17 protein-coding genes and 1 other annotated feature are annotated in these 20,228 nt (G+C 25.7%); of the genes, 14 read left to right on the top strand and 3 right to left on the bottom strand.

The genetic code is table 11. The annotated features are described in order from the left end of the window. Positions 1-150 precede the first annotated feature (150 nt). The 7 genes from Q1J78_RS08540 to Q1J78_RS08570 all read left to right on the top strand — a co-directional run bounded on the left by Q1J78_RS08540 (position 151) and on the right by Q1J78_RS08570 (position 8,393). Positions 151-1,644, top strand: coding sequence for a phosphohexomutase domain-containing protein (locus Q1J78_RS08540; protein ID WP_300277036.1), 1,494 nt, complete (start codon positions 151-153; stop codon positions 1,642-1,644). 214 nt (positions 1,645-1,858) lie between these two features. Beyond that, positions 1,859-2,224, top strand: a complete 366-nt coding sequence (locus Q1J78_RS08545) for a hypothetical protein (RefSeq protein ID WP_300277039.1) — start codon at positions 1,859-1,861, stop codon at positions 2,222-2,224. A 436-nt stretch (positions 2,225-2,660) separates the two neighbouring features. Next, positions 2,661-2,858 (top strand): hypothetical protein, encoded by a 198-nt coding sequence (locus Q1J78_RS08550; RefSeq protein WP_300277042.1) that lies wholly within the window; start codon positions 2,661-2,663, stop codon positions 2,856-2,858. 128 nt (positions 2,859-2,986) lie between these two features. Then, positions 2,987-5,101 (top strand): DNA topoisomerase III, encoded by a 2,115-nt coding sequence (locus tag Q1J78_RS08555; protein WP_300277047.1) that lies wholly within the window; start codon positions 2,987-2,989, stop codon positions 5,099-5,101. A gap of 184 nt (positions 5,102-5,285) precedes the next feature. Next, positions 5,286-5,861, top strand: a complete 576-nt coding sequence (locus tag Q1J78_RS08560; RefSeq protein WP_300277050.1) for a DUF2238 domain-containing protein — start codon at positions 5,286-5,288, stop codon at positions 5,859-5,861. Between the two features lie 106 nt (positions 5,862-5,967). Further along, the gene (locus Q1J78_RS08565; RefSeq protein ID WP_300277053.1) at positions 5,968-6,990 is read left to right on the top strand and encodes a peptidyl-prolyl cis-trans isomerase; all 1,023 of its coding nucleotides are present in this window, start codon (positions 5,968-5,970) and stop codon (positions 6,988-6,990) included. A gap of 176 nt (positions 6,991-7,166) precedes the next feature. Next, positions 7,167-8,393 (top strand): hypothetical protein, encoded by a 1,227-nt coding sequence (locus Q1J78_RS08570; RefSeq protein ID WP_300277056.1) that lies wholly within the window; start codon positions 7,167-7,169, stop codon positions 8,391-8,393. A 71-nt stretch (positions 8,394-8,464) separates the two neighbouring features. On the opposite strand, the gene Q1J78_RS08575 is transcribed toward Q1J78_RS08570, so the two are convergent. Further along, positions 8,465-9,592: an AI-2E family transporter gene (locus Q1J78_RS08575; RefSeq protein ID WP_300277059.1), complete on the bottom strand. Its 1,128-nt coding sequence runs from the start codon at positions 9,590-9,592 to the stop codon at positions 8,465-8,467. A 210-nt stretch (positions 9,593-9,802) separates the two neighbouring features. Continuing rightward, positions 9,803-10,048: a binding site (T-box leader), on the top strand. Positions 10,049-10,097: 49 nt separating this feature from the next. On the opposite strand from Q1J78_RS08575, the gene asnS reads away from it, so the two are divergent. Then, on the top strand, positions 10,098-11,495 hold the full coding sequence (gene asnS, locus Q1J78_RS08580) for an asparagine--tRNA ligase (RefSeq protein WP_300277062.1): 1,398 nt from the start codon (positions 10,098-10,100) through the stop codon (positions 11,493-11,495). 252 nt (positions 11,496-11,747) lie between these two features. Here asnS and Q1J78_RS08585 read toward each other — a convergent pair whose 3' ends face one another. Further along, on the bottom strand, positions 11,748-12,779 hold the full coding sequence (locus Q1J78_RS08585; protein ID WP_300277065.1) for a YeiH family protein: 1,032 nt from the start codon (positions 12,777-12,779) through the stop codon (positions 11,748-11,750). Positions 12,780-12,845: 66 nt separating this feature from the next. Next, positions 12,846-13,742 carry an NAD(P)/FAD-dependent oxidoreductase gene (locus tag Q1J78_RS08590; protein WP_300277068.1) on the bottom strand — a complete coding sequence of 299 codons (897 nt, stop codon included), beginning with the start codon at positions 13,740-13,742 and terminating at the stop codon, positions 12,846-12,848. A gap of 266 nt (positions 13,743-14,008) precedes the next feature. Between Q1J78_RS08590 and Q1J78_RS08595 the strand changes: the two genes are divergently transcribed. The 6 genes from Q1J78_RS08595 to Q1J78_RS08620 form a co-directional block, all read left to right on the top strand. Next, the gene (locus Q1J78_RS08595; RefSeq protein WP_300277071.1) at positions 14,009-14,902 is read left to right on the top strand and encodes a LysR family transcriptional regulator; all 894 of its coding nucleotides are present in this window, start codon (positions 14,009-14,011) and stop codon (positions 14,900-14,902) included. 163 nt (positions 14,903-15,065) lie between these two features. After that, positions 15,066-16,235, top strand: coding sequence for a hypothetical protein (locus tag Q1J78_RS08600; RefSeq protein WP_300277074.1), 1,170 nt, complete (start codon positions 15,066-15,068; stop codon positions 16,233-16,235). 288 nt (positions 16,236-16,523) lie between these two features. Beyond that, positions 16,524-17,189 carry an N-acetylmannosamine-6-phosphate 2-epimerase gene (locus Q1J78_RS08605; RefSeq protein ID WP_300277077.1) on the top strand — a complete coding sequence of 222 codons (666 nt, stop codon included), beginning with the start codon at positions 16,524-16,526 and terminating at the stop codon, positions 17,187-17,189. 96 nt (positions 17,190-17,285) lie between these two features. Next, positions 17,286-18,167: an N-acetylneuraminate lyase gene (locus tag Q1J78_RS08610; protein ID WP_330683176.1), complete on the top strand. Its 882-nt coding sequence runs from the start codon at positions 17,286-17,288 to the stop codon at positions 18,165-18,167. A gap of 35 nt (positions 18,168-18,202) precedes the next feature. Continuing rightward, positions 18,203-19,702, top strand: coding sequence for a sodium:solute symporter family protein (locus Q1J78_RS08615; RefSeq protein ID WP_300277080.1), 1,500 nt, complete (start codon positions 18,203-18,205; stop codon positions 19,700-19,702). Between the two features lie 128 nt (positions 19,703-19,830). Then, positions 19,831-20,228, top strand: a 398-nt coding sequence (locus Q1J78_RS08620; protein WP_300277083.1) for a NanQ anomerase/TabA/YiaL family protein, incomplete at its 3' end; no start/stop codon positions are given.

Genomic DNA, 20,228 nt, shown 5'->3' on the forward strand with positions numbered 1-20,228 from the left:
TACTACAACAGATGTTTGTTTAACAAAAAAGGACTGTATTATACAGTCCTTTTAAATTTTAAAATCAATTTTCTCTTTAAATCTTGCATATATACTAAAAAATTTCTATAATTAATAATGATAACTAAAATATTAGTAGGAGAATTTATTATGGAAAAAATATATAAATTACAAAACGGAACAGATATAAGAGGAGTTGCTTATCCAAATGATGAAAAAGAAGTAACTCTTACAAAAGTAGAAGTTGAAAAAATAGCTAGAGCATTCCACGTTTGGCTAAAAGAAAAAACAGGAAAAGAAAAAATAGTTGTAGCAGTAGGTAATGATTCAAGAATAACTGGAGAAGAGTTTAGAAATACAATAATAGACGCTTTAACAGATCAAGGATGTAATGTTGTTAATTGTAAATTATCTACAACACCATCAATGTTTATGACAACTGTAATGGAAGAATATAAATGTGACGGTTCAATAATGATAACAGCAAGTCATCTACCATTCTTCTATAATGGATTAAAATTCTTTACAGAAAACGGTGGACTTGAAAAAGCTGATATAAAAGCTATGTTAGACATAGTTGTTGAAGGAAAAAAAGTTGAAGCAACTGAAAAAGGTCAAGTTTGTGAAAAAGACCTTATAAATGATTATTCAGAAGTATTAGTAGATAAAATAAGAAAAGGTGTAAATTCTGAAGACTGTTACGAAAAACCATTCGACGGTATGAAAATAATAGTTGATGCAGGTAATGGAGCAGGTGGATTCTTTGCTGAAAAAGTACTTGAAAAATTAGGTGCTAATACACAAGGAAGTCAGTTCTTAAATCCAGACGGTATGTTCCCTAACCATATACCAAATCCAGAAAATAAAGAAGCTATGGACAGTATAAGTAAAGCTGTAATAGATAATAAAGCTGATTTAGGTATAATATTTGACACAGACGTTGATAGAGCAGCATTAGTTGGAAAAGATGGTTCTTTCATAAATAAAAATGCTCTTATAGCAGTAATATCAGAAATATTATTAGAAGAAAATCCAAATACTACAATAGTAACAGATTCAATAACATCAGTAGGACTTGCTGAGTTTATAGAAAATCATGGTGGAAAACATCACAGATTTAAAAGAGGATACAAAAATGTAATAAATGAAGCTATAAGATTAAACAACGAGGGAGAAGAGTGTCATTTAGCAATAGAAACATCAGGACATGCAGCAATAAAAGAAAATTACTTCCTTGATGATGGAGCTTATTTAATAGCTAAAATCCTTATAAAAGCAGCTAAAATGGCTAAAGAAGGAAAAACAATAGAATCTTTAATAGCTGATTTAAAAGAAGCTAAAGAAGAAAAAGAAGTTAGAATAGGAATAGATAAAGAAGATTTTAGACCATATGCAGAACAGATATTATCTAGATTAAGTGTATTTGTTGAAGAAACTGAAGGTTGGTCATTAGTTCCTAAAAACTATGAAGGAATAAGAGCAAACTGTGTAAATGAAGGAGAAGATGGTTGGTTCTTAATAAGAATATCACTTCATGAACCACTTCTAGCTCTTAATATAGAGTCTAATGAAATAGGGGGAACAGAAAAAATATATTCTACTTTAAAATCATTCCTTTCAGATTATGAATTAAAAGGATTATAGAATTTGTCAGACAAATCAAATAAATGAAAAAAAGATTACATCAATGTCAAAATGTTACAATTATGTAACTCAAAATGACAGAGATGTAATCTTTTTTTTGCTATTTTAGTGGTAAAATATAAATATAAAATAAATAAGGATACAGTGAAACAAAAAATATAAAAGCTAATAAGTGCAATTATAGATTTATGTCACATAAAAAGGAGTGATTAATATGAAAAAAACTACAAAAACTTTAATGATAGCTACACTTTGTGCAGTACTAGTTGGAGGAGTATTTGCACCAACAATGTCAAGTGTATCAGCTGCATCAAAACCTAATAAAGTAGTTACAACAACTGTAGAAAATAAAAAGTTAATAAGCAAAAAAGAAGCTTTAAATATATTGAAAAAAATGGATAATAGCGTTGAATATATATTTATGGGAACAGAAAAAGATTTTGATGCTTTAAGTTCTAAAAAGTTAAAAGGATTTGTATTTTTACCAGATGAAGAAGGAGATATGGGATACTTTGTAAATAGCAAAAATAGACAAGTATTTTATTTCCATCCAAGTGGATACATGGAAAGAATACAATAATAAAATAGTTATATAATGATAAAATGGTTATATAAATAAATATGTTTTCTCATTTTTATAATTAATATAAATCAACTAAAATAGGAAAAAAGATGTCTTAATGACATCTTTTTTCTTTGTATAACACAACTTTTATTTTAAAAGTATTTTTAGTATTTAAAACAAAATACAATTAAAACATTTAAAACAAAATATAACTAAAATGAAAAAATCAAATAAAAAATTTCAAAATAATACTCTATGTAATATTTATAATTATGAATAAAATTTTAAAAAAATTTTAAAAAAAATTTAAAATTAATGAACATTATCTTTAAAATTATTCTCTATAATTATAGTGAGTTGAATGTTAAGTATGATTTAAATTTAATTATAAAATTATGAGAGGAGATTTAAATATTTATTATAATTTATATAAATATTTAGAAGCAAAAAGATGATGATAAAAATGTATGATAAAGACAATAAAAAAGAAGAAACTATTGTTGATATACTTGCTATTGCATTACTATTTGCTATTATACAAATTATCGGAATGGTTATTTGTATGATGATATTTCAAAATAATTTAATAATATCTATAATAATAATGCTAATATCAAATTTAATTATGTATAAGTTAGTATTAAATTAATGGTAGTTTTAATAATAAATTTAAAGTAAACGTTTTAATTATATTGCAAACAATGTCTTATATCGATTAATATAGAAAAGAGTATTATAATGTAATTATAAAGATAAATTTAATTGAGAGGTAATATTATGAAAAAGACATTGGTTCTAGCAGAAAAACCTTCTGTTGGAAGAGATATAGCAAATGTATTAAAATGTAAAAATGAGAAAAATGGATATATAGAAGGTGAAAAATACGTTGTTACATGGGCATTAGGTCATCTTGTAACATTGGCAGATCCAGAAGGATATAATTCAAAATATAAGGAATGGAAAATGGAAGATTTACCTATAATTCCAAAATATTTAAAAACAGTAGTTATAAAAAAGAGTGGTAAACAGTATCAGAAAGTAAAATCTCTTTTGGAAAGAAATGATATTGAGGATATTGTAATAGCGACTGATGCAGGAAGAGAGGGAGAACTTGTTGCAAGATGGATTATTGAAAAATCAGGTGTAAATAAACCTATGAAAAGATTATGGATTTCATCAAATACTGATAAAGCTATAAAAGAAGGGTTTAATAAATTAGAGTCGTCTAAAAAATATGATAATCTTTATAATTCTGCACTTGCAAGAGCAGAGGCAGACTGGATAATCGGAATAAATGCAACTAGAGCACTTACAGTGAAGTACAATGCACAGTTATCATGTGGTAGGGTTCAAACTCCAACATTAAATATGGTTATGAAAAGAGAAGATGAAATAAAATCATTTGAACCTAAGAAATTCTATGGAATAGAGATTGTAGTAAATAAAGCTGGAAATAGTATTAAATTAAATTGGAAAAATAATAAGGGAAATACATATTTATTCAATGAAGAATCAATAGATAAAATAATAAATAAAATAAAGAATAATGATGCACAAGTAATAAAATATTCTGTAAAAAGCAAAAAAACATACTCACCACAGTTATATAATTTAACTGAATTACAAAGAGATGCGAATAAGATTTATGGGTATTCTGCAAAAGAAACTTTATCTACTATGCAGAATTTATATGAAAGACATAAATTGCTTACTTATCCAAGAACAGATTCGAGATATATATCAACGGATATAGTAGACACTTTAAAAGACAGAGTAAAGGCAGTTTGTATAGGTGATTATAGAAAAGTATGTAATGATATATTAAAAAGAAATATAAAAATATCTAAATCGTTTGTAGATAATTCAAAAGTTATAGAGCACTATGCGATAATTCCTACAGAAGAGAGAGTATTTTTAAATGAATTAACAGTTAAAGAAAGAAATATTTACGAATTAGTTATAAAAAGATTTTTATCAGTTCTTTATGATCCAGAAGAATATGATGAAACTATTATGGAATGTGAGATAAGTGGAGAAAAATTTAATGCTAAGTTTAAAAATATAAAGAAATTAGGTTGGAAAGAACTTTATTCTAATGAAGAAAATGCTTATTTATCAACAGTTATTTTCAAAGAAGGAGAAAAATTGAACGTAGATAAAATTTCTAAAATAGAAGGAAAAACAAATCCACCTTCACATTTAAATGAAGCTACACTACTTACTATGATGGAAAAGAATAATTTAGGTACAGTTGCAACGAGAGCGGATATAATAGATAAACTATTCTCAACATTTTTATTAGAAAAGAAGAATAATGATATATTAATAACTCAAAAAGGAAGACAACTTTTAGATTTAGTTCCAGAGAAATTAAAAAGTGCTGAAATGACTTCAGAATGGGAGAAAAAACTACAAAAAATATCTGAAAGTAAATTGAATAAAAAAGTTTTTATGAGTGAAATAAAAGATTATTCAAAAAAAGCGATAGAAGATATTAAAAAAAGTGAAAGTAAGTTTAAGCATGATAATTTGACAAGAAATAAATGCCCAGAATGTGGTCATTATATGTTAGAGGTCAATAGTAAAAGAGGTAAAATGTTGGTTTGTGAAAATAGGGAATGTAAAAATAGAAAAATGATTTCTCAAATTACAAATGCAAGATGTCCAGAATGTCATAAAAAAATGGAATTAAGAGGAGAGGGAGAAAAACGAGTATTTGTATGTTCTTGTGGATATAGAGAAAAATTATCTGCATTTAATAGTAGGAAAAAAGAAGAAAAAAATAAGGCATCAAAGAAAGATATTAATAAATACTTAAAAAATCAAAATAAAAAAGAAAATGAGAATTTTAATAATCCGTTTGCAGATGCATTAGCAAAATTAAAAAAATAAATATAATATATATAACGAATATATAAAAAATGAATATAATATATATAAAAAATGAATATAATATATATAAAATTGCAATAAAAATAAAAAATTACAATAAAATATAAAATGTTTGTAAAGCAACAATTAAGATATAGTTATTAAAATATAATAATGAAAATATAATGTAAAGGGAGAGATAGGTATGAATGAAAGAAAATACAGCTTTAAAAAAATAAGTACTATAATTCTAAGTGTATTTTTTGCCATATCACTGATATATTTTTTATATACAAAGGATAGTATGGGAATTTCTGTATGTATATTTGGTTTAATACTTATTCCTATTCTTTATAAAATAAATAAATCTAAACCTAAATTACTTACTGATGAATTGTACTGTATATTTATTTGGTATACATGTATAGCATCTATTTTAGGTTCTGGATATGGTCTTTATAGCATAAATCACTATGATGATTTTCTTCATTTTGTATCAGGGATACTTACTGTTATAGTTGCATGTACAATTTTAAAATATTTTAATACTAAAGAACAATTAAAGGAAATGAATTTAATATTTATTGTTATTTTTATATTAATGTTCAGTATGGGAGTGGCTTCATTTTGGGAAATTGGAGAATATAGTATGGACCATATTTTACACACAAATACTCAAGTTGGTGGACTTACAGATACTATTATGGACATGATTGATGCATTTTTAGGATGTGTAATATCTATATTATATGTTGTAAGAAAAATTAAAAATCAAAAATAATAAAATAAACAATCAATTCAAATTATTTTCATAAACTTTTCATATTATATACACAAAGGTGTTTTATAGTATATCTGATGAGTTATGATTATTTTGGAGGATTGTAATGGGGAAAAAAAATATTTTTTCAGATAAGAAAAAAATAATAAGCAAACTAATCAATTCAAAAAGAATAATATTAGCTATTTTATTAATAGTAATTTTAATAATAATGATGTATGATTATACAAGACCAATAGATGATCAATTTGATGATTCTAAAGATGCAATTGAGGATGTTGTAGCTTATATAGGTAATGAAAAAGTAACTTTTGAGGATATAGAAAAGAGAGAAGAAGAAATTTTTTTCTTGGATAAAAATAAAATTATAAAAAATATAGGAAAAGAAATGTACAAAAAAGAAATATCGAAGTACATATTGTATGAAGAACTTCTATATAGAAAAGCTGAATCTGAAAATCTAAATATTACAAAAGAAGAAACTGATTATACATATGAAAAAATAAAAAAATTTGTAATTAGTCAATTAAATGTTGATGAAAAAGAATTTAATGAAAGATATATAGAAAATAAAAAAGAAATATTTGACAATATGGAAAAAAGTATAAAGGCATATAAATATTTAGATGAAAGTAGTAAAGTTGATGATAAAGAAGCTTTAGAATATTATAATTCACATAAAGATGAATTTAGAATGGGAATATATAGGGATATATTTATCAGTACAGTCAATGATTATAGAAAGAATGGTACTGTAGAAGTTTCTAAAAATAAAGTTAAAAATATTTATAGAAAACTTGAAGAAGGGGAAAAGTTTGAACGTCTTGAAAATATGTATTCAGAAGATATAAATGGAAATGTAAATGGAGTTAACAGAAGTTTGGAAATGGATTTTACAGATGAAGATGTAATGGCTAAGATTTCTAACTTGAAAATAGGAGAGTATGTAAAAGAACCGATTGTTAGTCCATATGGATATCATATTGTAAAAAGGATAGGTACAGAAGAAGAACCTTTTAATAAAGTTAAAGAAGAAATAAAAAGTACACTTACTTATAAAAAACAAATAAAACTTATAGAAGATTTAAAAAAAGAGTACAAATTAAGATTTACAGGGGAATATAAATAAATTTAAAAGGGTATAAATAAATTTAAAGATGTGGTATTATTACTACATCTTTTATTTTTGTTTATAGCATAAAATAATAAAAGGAATTTATGTATCTATAAAGAATACTATAATATAATTGATATAAAAATATTTAGCATTAGTATGAAAATATAAAATATAAAGGAGAGTATAGAATGAAGAAAAATTTTGATAAAAACAAAAAATTAATAGTACTACTAATAATACTACCTATTCTTCTTATTGGACAGTATTTTATGTTTTCAAGAGGAATAATAAGTCCTATTGTTAAAGGGGTTGAAATTAAGATAATAGGTGGAAATTATATTAAAGATTTGGATAAATATATAATTAAGTTGGGCGATGATGTAGAAATATCTGCTGGAAATTATGTAAAGATACCAGGTTATGCTAAAGATCCTAAATTAAGATTTAATATTTTAGATGATAAAGGAATTATAAAAATAGATAATAATAAAATAACAGCCTTAAAGGAAGGATATACTTCAGTTGGTGTTATGAAAGGCAATAGGGTTTTAAAAAAAGCTATGTTAAAAATAGTAGATCCTAATGTTGAAAGTTTGGATATGGATATAAGTAATAAATTAAAATATGTTGGTGACAAGGCAACTATAACTAGTTCAGTAGCAATTTCTGATTATAAAAAATTTAAAAATACTTATAAAACGAAATATACAAGTAGTGATAACTCTGTTTTAAAAATAGATAAGGATAAAGTTGAAGCAGTAGGAGTTGGAACTGCAACGATAAGTGGGAAATGTGCAGATAAAATAGTAGAAATACCACTTAAAATAGAGGCAAAGGTAGCTAATTTAGAAGTAGCTAATGAATATATACTTGAAGAAGGTCAGGTTGGAAAAATAACTTCAAAAATTACAACATCTCCAAAGGGACTTAAATCACCACCGATAAAATATAATTATTTAAATAGAAAAAATAAGTCAGATAGAGTTGCGTATATAGATGATTTTGGAAAAATAAAAGCTGTTAGAGAAGGTAGTGAGAAAATAGTTGTATCTTGTGGAGAAAAAAGTAAGACTATAAAAATAACTGTTAAAAGAAGAAGTATAAAAAATACATTTATAAAAAATATTAATTATAATTATATATTAAAAGATGACAAGTTATTTTTAGATATAAATTGGGATTCTATAGACGGAATAAAAGATTATGATATATATATCAAAAATTCTGACATGAAAGAGTATACTTTGGCTAAAAAAATAAGTGCATCTGAAGAAAAAGAAGGAAAATTAGAAACTGTTTTGGAATTTGATATACCTAAAATAGATAAAGATACTTTAAAATTATATATTGTAGGTAATGGAGAAAAAGAGAAAACTAAACCTAGTGAAGAGTTGACAATAGAATATTCAAAATAAGTAAAAAATAAAACCCCGTTTGTAAATTTATAAACGGGGTTTGTTATTTGGTAAAAGATTATAAATTTTAATTAATCCTCTTTAGGATTGTCAAAATTGCTCATTTCAATATCTTTTGATTTGTTTTCTATATATTCAGTTATATATACTTTTAAGACACCCATTATAGGCGTTGACAAAATCATACCAGGAATACCAAAGAATCCTCCACCAATAGTTACTGCTAATATTGTTAAGAAAGGACTAAGACCTAACTGTCCACCTACAATTTTAGGTTCTATAAAAGCAACTTCTACTTGTTGAACAAGTATTAAATAGATTAAACAAAAAATTGCTATTTTAGGATCATTAAATAAGTTTATTAAAACGACAGGTGTCATACCAATAACAGGTCCAAAATAAGGAATCATATTCATAATTGCCATCAAAGTTCCAAATAATAGAGCATATTTTGATTTTAAAAAGAATAATCCTATTCCAGAAATTACACCTACTATTAAAGAATCTAAAATTTTTCCTGTAAAATATTTTCCAACATTGTCATTAAGAGTTCTAGAAACTTCTAAAATAAAACTTGCTTTTTTATCTCCAAAGACAACATATACAACTTTTTTAGAAAAATCGAAAAACTTTTCTTTTTCAAGAAGTATATAAAAACATATTATAAATGCCAATGCAAAATTAAATACAAATCTACCAAATGAGAATGTTTTTTTGAAAATTTCTCCTATAGAACCAACAAGTATATTACTTATGTTAGGTATCATATGTGAGAATTTATCCCATAAATCTTTAATTGTAGAAGCATCAATATTTTCAAGATTTTTAGAAAGACTAATTAAAAATGCTTCAGTCTTTCCTAAATATGTAGGAGCATGATTTATAATATCTATTATACTGTTTATTATTATAGGAATTGTCATAACTAATATTGCCAACAGTATAAAAATAAGAGTACCATATGCTATAAAAAGAGAGATACTTCTTTTAGTTTTTAATTTTTTTTCAAATAGTTTTATAACTGGGTTGAATAAATATGCCAAGACAAAAGCTATGACAAATGGTGTTAGCATATTTATGATAAATTGTAATACTCCGAAGAAATATTTATAATTATCAATTAATTTTATAATTAAATATGTTACAACCAAAGTAAAAACTACGCTAAAATGAATCTTTTTTTTATGTTTACTGAACAAAAATTTATTCCCCTTTCAAAATATTTTTAAGTAGTTTATATACCATATAAAAAAATTATACATTTTTAAACGGATTTAGACAAGAGATTAAATGTTAAGAAAAATAATTAAAAAGTTCAATAAAAAAAGTAAAGATAATATAATGAGTAAAATTCTTGACTAAATTAAAAAGTACTGATATAATGGCAACATAGATTATATAAAAAGTTTTGAAATGCAGTGAAAAGAAGAGTAGGTATTTTCTAATAGTTACAGAGAGTCGGCGGTGCTGAGAGTCCGATTACTAATTGTTTATACTGAAGAACATCTTGGAGCAGCTGACCGAAAGTCAATTTGATTAGTAGGCTCAGACGGTAAGAACCGTTATATTCTAATAGCTTAGGCTTATGAGTGGCTGAATTTTTTCAGCAATCAGGGTGGTACCGCGAAGTGAAATTTATACCTTTCGTCCCTATATATGGGATTGAAAGGTTTTTTTATTTTATAAAGAAAAGGTGGCGAAATTATGCAGAAAGAATTTTTAGAAATAAAAGAGCTTTATAGAAACAAAGAAGCTCATGTAGGAAAAACTGTGAAAGTTGCTGGATGGATAAGAACATCTAGAATGTCAAAAAACTTTGGATTCATCGAATTAAATGATGGAAGTTTCTTCAAAAATATGCAGGTAGTTCTTGATGAAAAATTAGAAAACTTTAAAGAAATAGGTAAATTACCAATATCTTCATCAATACTTGTAGAAGGTGAATTAGTTTCTACAGAAGGTGCTAAACAGCCAGTAGAAATACATGCTACAAAAGTAGAAGTAGAAGGAATGTCTGATAGTTCATATCCACTACAGAAAAAAAGACATACATTAGAATATTTAAGAACTATAGCACATTTAAGACCAAGAAGTAATACTTTCTCAGCAGTATTTAGAGTAAGATCTTTAGCAGCTTATGCTATACATAAATTCTTCCAAGAAAGAAACTTTGTATACGCTCATTCTCCAATTATAACAGGAAGTGACTGTGAAGGTGCAGGAGAAATGTTTAGATTAACAACTTTAGATATGGAAAATCCTCCAAGAACAGAAGATGGAAAAATAGACTATTCTAAAGATTTCTTTGGTAAAGAAGCTAATCTTACAGTTTCTGGTCAGTTAAATGCAGAAATAATGGCACTTGCTTTTAGAAATGTTTATACATTTGGACCAACTTTCAGAGCAGAAAATTCTTATACAGGTAGACATGCATCTGAATTCTGGATGATAGAACCTGAAATAGTATTTGCTGATTTAGAAGATAATATGGAATTAGCTGAAGATATGATAAAATACATAATAAACTATGTAATGGAAAATGCTCCAGAAGAAATGCAGTTCTTCAACAGCTTTATAGATAAAGGTCTTCTTGAAAGATTAAATAATGTTGTAAATTCTGATTTCATAAGAATAACATATACAAAAGCAGTTGAACTTTTACTTGAATCAGGACATGAGTTTGAAAATCCAGTTGAATGGGGTTGCGATCTTCAAACAGAACATGAAAGATATATAACAGAAGAAATATACAAAGCACCAGTATTTGTAACTGATTATCCAAAAGATATAAAAGCTTTCTATATGAGAATGAATGAAGATGGAAAAACAGTAAGAGCTATGGACTTATTAGTTCCTGGTGTTGGAGAAATAGTTGGTGGTTCTCAAAGAGAAGAAAGAGAAGATGTACTTCTTGAAAGAATGAAAGAACTTAACTTAAATGAAGAAGATTATTGGTGGTATTTAGAACTTAGAAAATACGGAACAGCTACTCACTCTGGTTTCGGTTTAGGATTTGAAAGAATAATAATGTATATGACAGGTATGTCAAATATAAGAGACGTAATACCATTCCCAAGAACTCCAAAAAATGCTGAATTCTAATATATAAAATTAAAATATTTATTAATTTTAAGTTAATAAGATATATAAAAGCTATCACTAGTATAAGTAATAAAAGTGATAGCTTTTTATTTTTAGATTTTAATAAAATATTTAAATGAAATAAATAAAAATGTATAAAGTAAACAAGAATTAATAATTAAAATAAATAAAAAGTCACTGTAATAAATAATTACAATGACTTTTTTAAAATATGTATAATAAAATAAATTTAGGTTAGAGGCAAATTAATTTTTACCAGATATGCATAAGATGTTGTAATACTAATGTAACACCTGTTATACCTATCCAACATGATAATCCCATTAATATTGGTTTACCACCGCTCTTAACTAATTTAACTATATTTGTATTAAATCCTATAGCTGCCATAGCCATTATTATAAAGAATTTAGATAATTCTTTAAATGGTAGGAAAAATTCTGGTGATACTCCTGCAGAAGTTGCAACTGTTGTTATTATACTAGCACCTATAAAGAATAGTATAAAGAAAGGAAATACTTGTTTTAATGATACATTATTGCCATTTTCAATTTCTGCTTTTCTAGCTCTATTAAAAGCTAAGAATAATGTTATAGGTATGATTGCAAGGGTTCTAGTTAATTTTACAGTAACAGCTTTATCAAGTGTCTGTGTTCCTAGATTATAAATACTATCCCAAGTAGATGCAGCAGCAGTTACAGAAGATGTATCGTTTACAGCAGTTCCTGCAAATACTCCAAAAGCATGACCAGATGTTGTATTAAATCCAAGAGCAGCTCCTAAACTAGGGAATATTAATGCAGCTATAACGTTAAATAAGAATATAACAGATATTGCTTGTGCGACTTCTTCTTCATTAGCTTCTATAACTGGAGCAGTTGCAGCTATTGCAGAACCACCACAGATTGAAGAACCAACACCGATAAGTGTAGATATTTTTTCATCCATATTCCATTTTTTATGAAGTAAATAAGATATTATTAGAGAAGTAGATATTGTACATATTATTATAGGTAAAGATTGTTTACCAGTCTCCATTACTACCTCTAAGTTCATACCAAATCCTAAAAGGACAACAGCATATTGTAATATTTTTTTTGATGTATATTTAATACCAGGCTCAAAAGGTTCTTTATTTTTTATAAGAAGTGTAAGTAACATACCTGTAAGTATTGCAAATACTGGTCCTCCTATTATAGGAAATTTTTTACCTAATATCGCTGACGGGACCGATATAGCTAAACAAATTAAAAGTCCCTTCCATTTTTCTTTAATAAAATTCATAAATTAATCCTCCTAAAATATTGTTTTAAAAATTTATAATTAAATGGGAGTTTATAAATTTAAAATTTATAAACTCGCATTTATAGCAGCTATAGTACCATCAGATACAGCAGTTGAAACTTGTCTTATTGGTTTTACTCTTATATCACCAACTGCATAAACTCCATCTAATTCAGTTTTCATATTTTCATCAACAGGTATAAAACCATCTTTTAATGTTAAATCTGTATACATTTCTGTGTTTGGAATAGTTCCTGCATAAACAAATATTCCACAGCCAGGATCAGAAATTGTTTCAATACTACCAGTTTTTTCATCTGATATATCTAGAGATTCAACTTTATCTATTCCATAAACAGCATGAAGTCTAGAATTTAATTTTAAGTTTATATTTTTTGTTTTCTTTATTTTTTCTTTAAATTCACTTATACATCCTAAAGATTCTTCAAAATGTATTATTGTAACATCTTTTGCAAATTGAGCAAGATAAAGAGCTTCTTTTACCGCACCATCAGCTCCACCAACTACATATATATTTTTACCTTCAAAATCTTTACCATCTCTTGCAGCATTTAGACCGATACCTTTACCATCTAGCTGAGTTTCGCCATCAATACCTAATTTTCTTGCTCTAGTACCATTAGCGATAATCACTTTTTTAGCTTTATAAGTGTTATTTTCAGTAGAAATAACTTTTATATTTGATTTAAGATCTACTTTTTTCACATCTTCATAAACTATTTCTATACCTGAATTTTCAGCTTGTTCTTTTAATCTTTTTGCAAAAGATTCACCAGTTTCATTTTCTATTATTCCAGAGTAGTGAGTAACAGTAGATACTTTTCCTATTAAACCACCTACATTGGCTTTTTCTATTATAAGAACTTTTTGTCCTCTACTTTTTGCATATATTCCAGCACTTATCCCAGCTGGTCCAGCTCCAATTACTATTATATCGTACATAATTTTACCTCCGTTAATATTTATAAATTACAAAATAAATAATTAAATTTATTTAGTTTAATTTTATTTTGTTTATCTCGCTTCGAATTAGCTTATGCTTTAACTATAAAGCAATATAATCATTTTGTAAAATTATAAAAATTGATATATAAATAAATATTTATTATGGTTATAAAATCTTGTTATTTGAAAATAAATCTTATAATATAAGTAAGTATAAGGATAAGTAATTAAAGTATTAAATTAAATAAATGGAGGAATTTGTTATGCTTGATTTTAGAATAGAAACATTTTTAAAAGTATGTGAATATATGAATTTTACTCATGCTGCTGAAGCACTTTGTATGACACAACCAGCAGTATCTCAGCACATAAAATATCTTGAAGAAAAATATGAGCAACCTCTTTTTATAAGAGATAGAAAAAAACTGCTTTTAACACCTGCAGGTGAAATTCTTAAATCTACCCTAGAAACAATGAGAAATGATGAAAATACATTAAAAAACAGAATGAAAGAAAGTATGGTTGGTAAAAAGATAATTACTTTTGGTGTTACAATGACTATAGGTGGATATACAGTTATACCATCACTTATAGATTTTATAAAGTCTAATCCTAATATGAATATAAAAATAAAATATGGAAATACTCGGACATTACTTTCATATTTGCATGAAGGAAGTATAGATTTTGCAATTGTAGAAGGGTATTTTAAGTCAGATAATTACGATACAAGAGTATTTAAAACAGAAGAGTATATAGCAGTTGCATCTAAAAATCATAAATTCAAAAAAGAAATAAAAGAAATAAAAGATTTAACAGATGAAAGATTACTAATAAGAGAAATAGGGTCTGGAACAAGAGATATATTAATAAAAAATCTAGCAGTAAAAAATATGAATGTAGCAGACTTTTCTAGGGTTATAGAAATTGGAAATATACATACAATAGTAGATCTTCTATGTCAAGATTGTGGGATATCATTTTTGTATAAATCTGCTGTTGAAAAAGAAATTAAAAATGGAGAATTAGAAAAAATAGAATTAGAAGATTTCAATGTAAATCATGATTTTACATTTTTATGGAATAGAGATAGTGCTTTTTCAAATGAATATGAAAAAATATTTAAAGTATTTAAAGATTCATTGGAACAAATTTAATATAAATTTCTCTTTATACATATTAAAATTAAACATTTCTATTTAAATATTAAAAACTTATCTTTTAATATAGAATATAAAATTAATTCAAACCATTAAGTTTAATTTAAGATTTTATTTATACTATAGATATGAAAAATAAAATAGAAATGAGGATAAAAAAATGAACTTTGAATTTAAAAATATTGAATTTAGAAACTTTTTTGATATAGATTTAAATAAATATGACAAAAAAGCTATAAAAGTATCTTTTATATCAATAGTAGTTATGCTTTTGATTTCAATAATATCTACAATTTTAATAAAACTTAATTTTGATGGAGTTACAAGAATAAATATATTTAGTATTTTATTATCGTTTCATTTATCAGCATTGAAAGTTAAAAATATGATGGTATTTTCTATATCAACTGTAAAAATTGGGATAATAATATTATTGATAATACCAGTGATTGTATTATCTATAACAAATCTTTTTATTTACAAAAGAGAATTTGATTCTATAAAAGAATGTATGTATGAATCTTTTAAAATAGCATTTTTATATGGAATGTTTTTATCTGTAATTGCTATTTTTAGTAGAGTAAAAATAAATATGGGAATAGATGCTATGTTTGGCTTTGGATATAATAATAGTACAACTATAGGATATAAATTGATTTATTCTTTTGTAAATGGATTTATGATAGCTTTTATTACATCAACAATATTAAATTGGAAAAAAGAATTTTATGGAAGATACTATTTTGTTGATATAGTTTTTAGTGCTTTAAAAGTATTTATAAATTTATTCGTGATAACTTTAATTATAACTACAATAGTTTCATTTACTAAAAATTATACTTTTTCTGATTTTGGATTAACAACCTATTCAAAAGGATTTGGAATAGTTGCTTATGTAGTTCAAATTGCATCTTACTTGATGATTATTTTGAGTGGAGGATCAGTTGAAATAGGAGATAAATCAGATTCATTATCAATATTTAGCGTATTTAATAAATCAATATTTATGGATACAAAATTAATTATATTTATTGTATTTTCTATATTTGCACTTACTATGATTTTAATTGGAAGTAAAATATATAAAAATTATAGATACGATAATAAAAAAATGATACTGCACTTTAGTGTTTTCTATTCATTTTTTATAAGTGTAATTTCTAGATTTAGTGCTATTTCAATATCGACATCATCAATAAAGAGCTTTTCTTCTTTTGAAATTATAGCTAAATCTAATCCTGTTTTAGTATTTATATCTGCTATGATATTGAGTATGATATTTTTGAATATAGGATATAAGGCTACAGAAGAATTAGAAGAATATTTATAAAAATGAAATTTAATTTCTTTACAGAAAATAAGTTTAAATATAATAAAAATGAAAATTAATTTTATAAAAAATCACTACTTGCATTGGTAGTGATTTTTTTTTACTTATTTATAAAAAATACATCAAAAAAGAATAGTGTTAGGATAAAAATGAATAAAAATTTCAAAAATAAAATAAAATAATGAAAATATATTGCAAAAAAATGAAAGCGGTGTTACAATAATAACTGTGAAAAAAACGATATCAAAATTAAAAATAAAATAAATTTTCAAAAAGGAGGTAGATTTGGTGCTAGATTTAGTAAAAGGAAAATTAATAGTATCATGTCAAGCTTTACCAGAAGAACCATTACATAGTTCTTTTATAATGGGCAGAATGGCTAATGCAGCAAAAGAAGGTGGAGCAGCTGGGATAAGAGCACAAGGTGTTGAAGATATAATCGAGATAAAAAGAGTTACTGGATTACCAGTTATAGGAATAATAAAAAGAAATTATGATGATTCAGAAATCTATATAACTCCTACAAAAAAGGAAATTGATGAGCTTTTAACAACTAAGTGTGAAATGATAGCTTTAGATTGTACAAATAGAAAAAGACCAAATAATGAAAATTTATCTGAATTAATAAAATATATAAAAGAAAATAATGTTTTAGTAATGGCAGATATTTCTACTTATGAAGAAGCTATGGAAGCTGAAAAATTAGGTGTTGATTGTGTGTCTACTACATTAGCAGGATATACATCTTATTCAATAAATAAAGTAGGTCCTGATTTTGAATTAATAGATAGACTTGTATCAGATTTAAAAATTCCTCTTATAGCAGAAGGAAAAATAAATACACCAGATGATTTAAAAGAAGTATATAAACATAATGTATTTTCAGCAGTTGTAGGTTCAGCTATAACAAGACCACAATTAATAACAGCAAAATTTGCAGATGCAATAAAATAAAAGAGTAAGTTAATTACTCTTTTATTAAAAAAATAGTTATATGCGTTAGGAAAACGTTAAAATAAATAAAATAAATTTAGGTTGGAGGACAAAAAAATGAAAACAACAGATATGAAAGGTATTTATTCAGCACTACTAGTTTCTTTTGATGAAAATGGAAACGTAAACGAACAAGGAACAAGAGAAATAATAAGACATAACATAGATAAAATGAAAGTTGATGGATTATATGTTGGTGGTAGTACAGGTGAAAACTTTATGCTTTCAACAGATGAAAAGAAAAGAATATTTGAAATAGCTAAAGATGAAGCTAAAGATGAAATAAAATTAATAGCTCAGGTAGGTTCAGTTAATTTAAAAGAAGCAGTAGAATTAGCAAAATTTACAACTGATTTAGGATATGATGCAATAAGTGCAGTTACACCATTCTATTATAAATTTGATTTTGAAGAAATAAAACACTACTATAATACAATAATAAATTCAGTTGATAATAGATTAATAATATATTCTATACCATTCTTAACAGGTGTAAATATGAGTTTAGATCAGTTTGCTGAATTATTTGAAAATGAAAAAATAATAGGTGTTAAATTTACAGCAGCAGATTTCTACTTACTAGAAAGAATGAGAAAAGCATTCCCTAATAAATTAATATTTGCAGGATTTGACGAAATGATGTTACCAGCGACTGTTTTAGGAGTAGATGGTGCTATAGGTTCTACATTTAACGTAAATGGTATAAGAGCTAGACAAATATTTGAACTTACTAAAGCTGGTAAAATTGAAGAAGCAAGAGAAATACAACATGTAACAAATGATTTAATAACAGATATATTAGATAACGGACTATATCATACAATAAAAGCTATGTTAGAAGAAGAAGGAGTTCATGCAGGTCTTTGTAGAGAACCTATGAAAAAAACAACTCCAGAAATGGCAGCAAGAGCAAAAGAAATACATAAAAAATTCTTTTAATAAGTAATAGAAAAAATTAAATGGGGGATTAAAAAATGGTAGGATTTACTATGATAGATTTAGCTGTATTAGTAGTTTATCTACTTGCAGTTTTATTTGCTGGACTTTTCTTCTCTAAAAAAGAAATGAAAGGGAAAGAGTTCTTTAAGGGAGATGGAACAATACCTTGGTGGGTAACATCAGTTTCAATATTTGCTACTTTACTAAGTCCAATATCATTCCTTTCTTTAGCAGGAAACTCATATGCAGGAAGTTGGATTTTATGGTTTGCACAATTAGGTATGTTTATAGCAATACCTTTAACAATAAAATATTTCCTTCCTCTATATAGTAGATTGGAAATAGATACAGCATATCAGTATCTTGAAATGAGATATGAAAGCAAAGGTCTAAGAATACTTGGAGCTTTAATGTTTATAATATATCAGATAGGACGTATGTCAATAATAATGTATCTTCCATCTGTAGTATTATCTAGTTTAACAGGAATAAATGTAAATATTCTTATAGTAGTTATGGGAGTAATAGCAATAATTTACTCTTATACAGGAGGATTAAAAGCAGTACTATGGACAGACTTTATACAAGGTATGGTATTGATCATAGGTGTTACAGGAGCTTTATTATATATGATAAGTCAGATAAATGGCGGATTTGGAGAAGTAATGAATACTCTTACAACAGGTCATAAATTCTTATTACCAGAAGAAAGATTATTTGATCCAAACTTCCTACATGCAAGTGCATTTATAATATTCTTTGGTGCAGGACTTAACACATTATCTTCATATGTATCAAGTCAAGATGTTGTTCAAAGATTTACAACTACTACAGATATAAAACAATTAAACAAAATGACTTATGGAAATGGTGTACTTTCAATAGGTGCAGCAACAGTATTCTATCTAATAGGAACTTGTTTATTCATATTCTATGGACAGAATCCTCAGTTAGCACAGACAGTTCAACAGGATCAAGTATTTGCATCATACATAGCTTATGAACTTCCAGTTGGGGTAACAGGAATATTACTAGCTGCTATATATGCGGCCTCACAGTCAACTTTATCAACAGGATTAAATTCAGTTGCAACAAGTTGGGTTTTAGATATACAGTCATTAATATCTAAAAAAGAAATATCTATGGAAAGACAAACAAAAATAGCTCAGTATGTTTCACTAGGAGTTGGTATATTCTCAATTCTAGTAGCTATAGTACTTGCAAGTGGAAATATAAAATCAGCATATGAATGGTTCAATAGCTTTATGGGACTAGTATTAGGAGTTCTTGCAGGAGTATTTATATTAGGAGCATTCTGTAAAAAAGCAGATAGCAAAGGTGCATATGCAGGATTTATAGTATCAGCATTAGTTGTTGTGTATTTAAAATATTTTGTTCCAGAAGTTACTTATTGGGCATATTCTTTAATAACAATAGCTATATGTGTTGTTGTTGGTGTTATAGTTAGTAAATTTACAAATAAAGACGGAAAAGAAGCTAAAGCAGAAACTACTGTATTTTTCAAAAAAAATTAACAGTATAAAATATAATATAAACTCATAATAAATAAGAGAAATATTTATAATTTAAATTTTATTATCTATTTAATTTAGAGTAACTGTTTTTAACAGTTACTCTAAAAAACTATATGGAGGAAAAATTTATGATTTTTGGAAATATAAATTATAGTAAAACAAATGAAGCATTAACAGAAGATATAAAAAGATGTTTTAAATACGCAAAAGAAAATGATCTTATAGGATTTGAAAAAGGAACACATGAAATTGATGGAGAAAATCTTTTTGTAAATATAGTTGAATATGATACAACAGTAAAAGAAGAAAGATTTTGGGAAGCTCATAAAAAATATCTAGATGTTCATTTAATGCTTGATGGAGAAGAAAAAATAGCACTTAATTTTATAGACAATCTTAAACAAAATGAGTATCAAGAAGAAGGAGATTTTCTTCCTCTTGATGGAGAGGCTGTAAATTCAGAAGTTATACTTAGAAAAGGTGATTTTTTAGTATGTTATCCTGAAGATGCACACATGACAGCTCT

The sequence above is a fragment of the Peptacetobacter sp. genome, assembly GCF_029264495.1.
Lineage (GTDB): Bacteria > Bacillota > Clostridia > Peptostreptococcales > Peptostreptococcaceae > Peptacetobacter.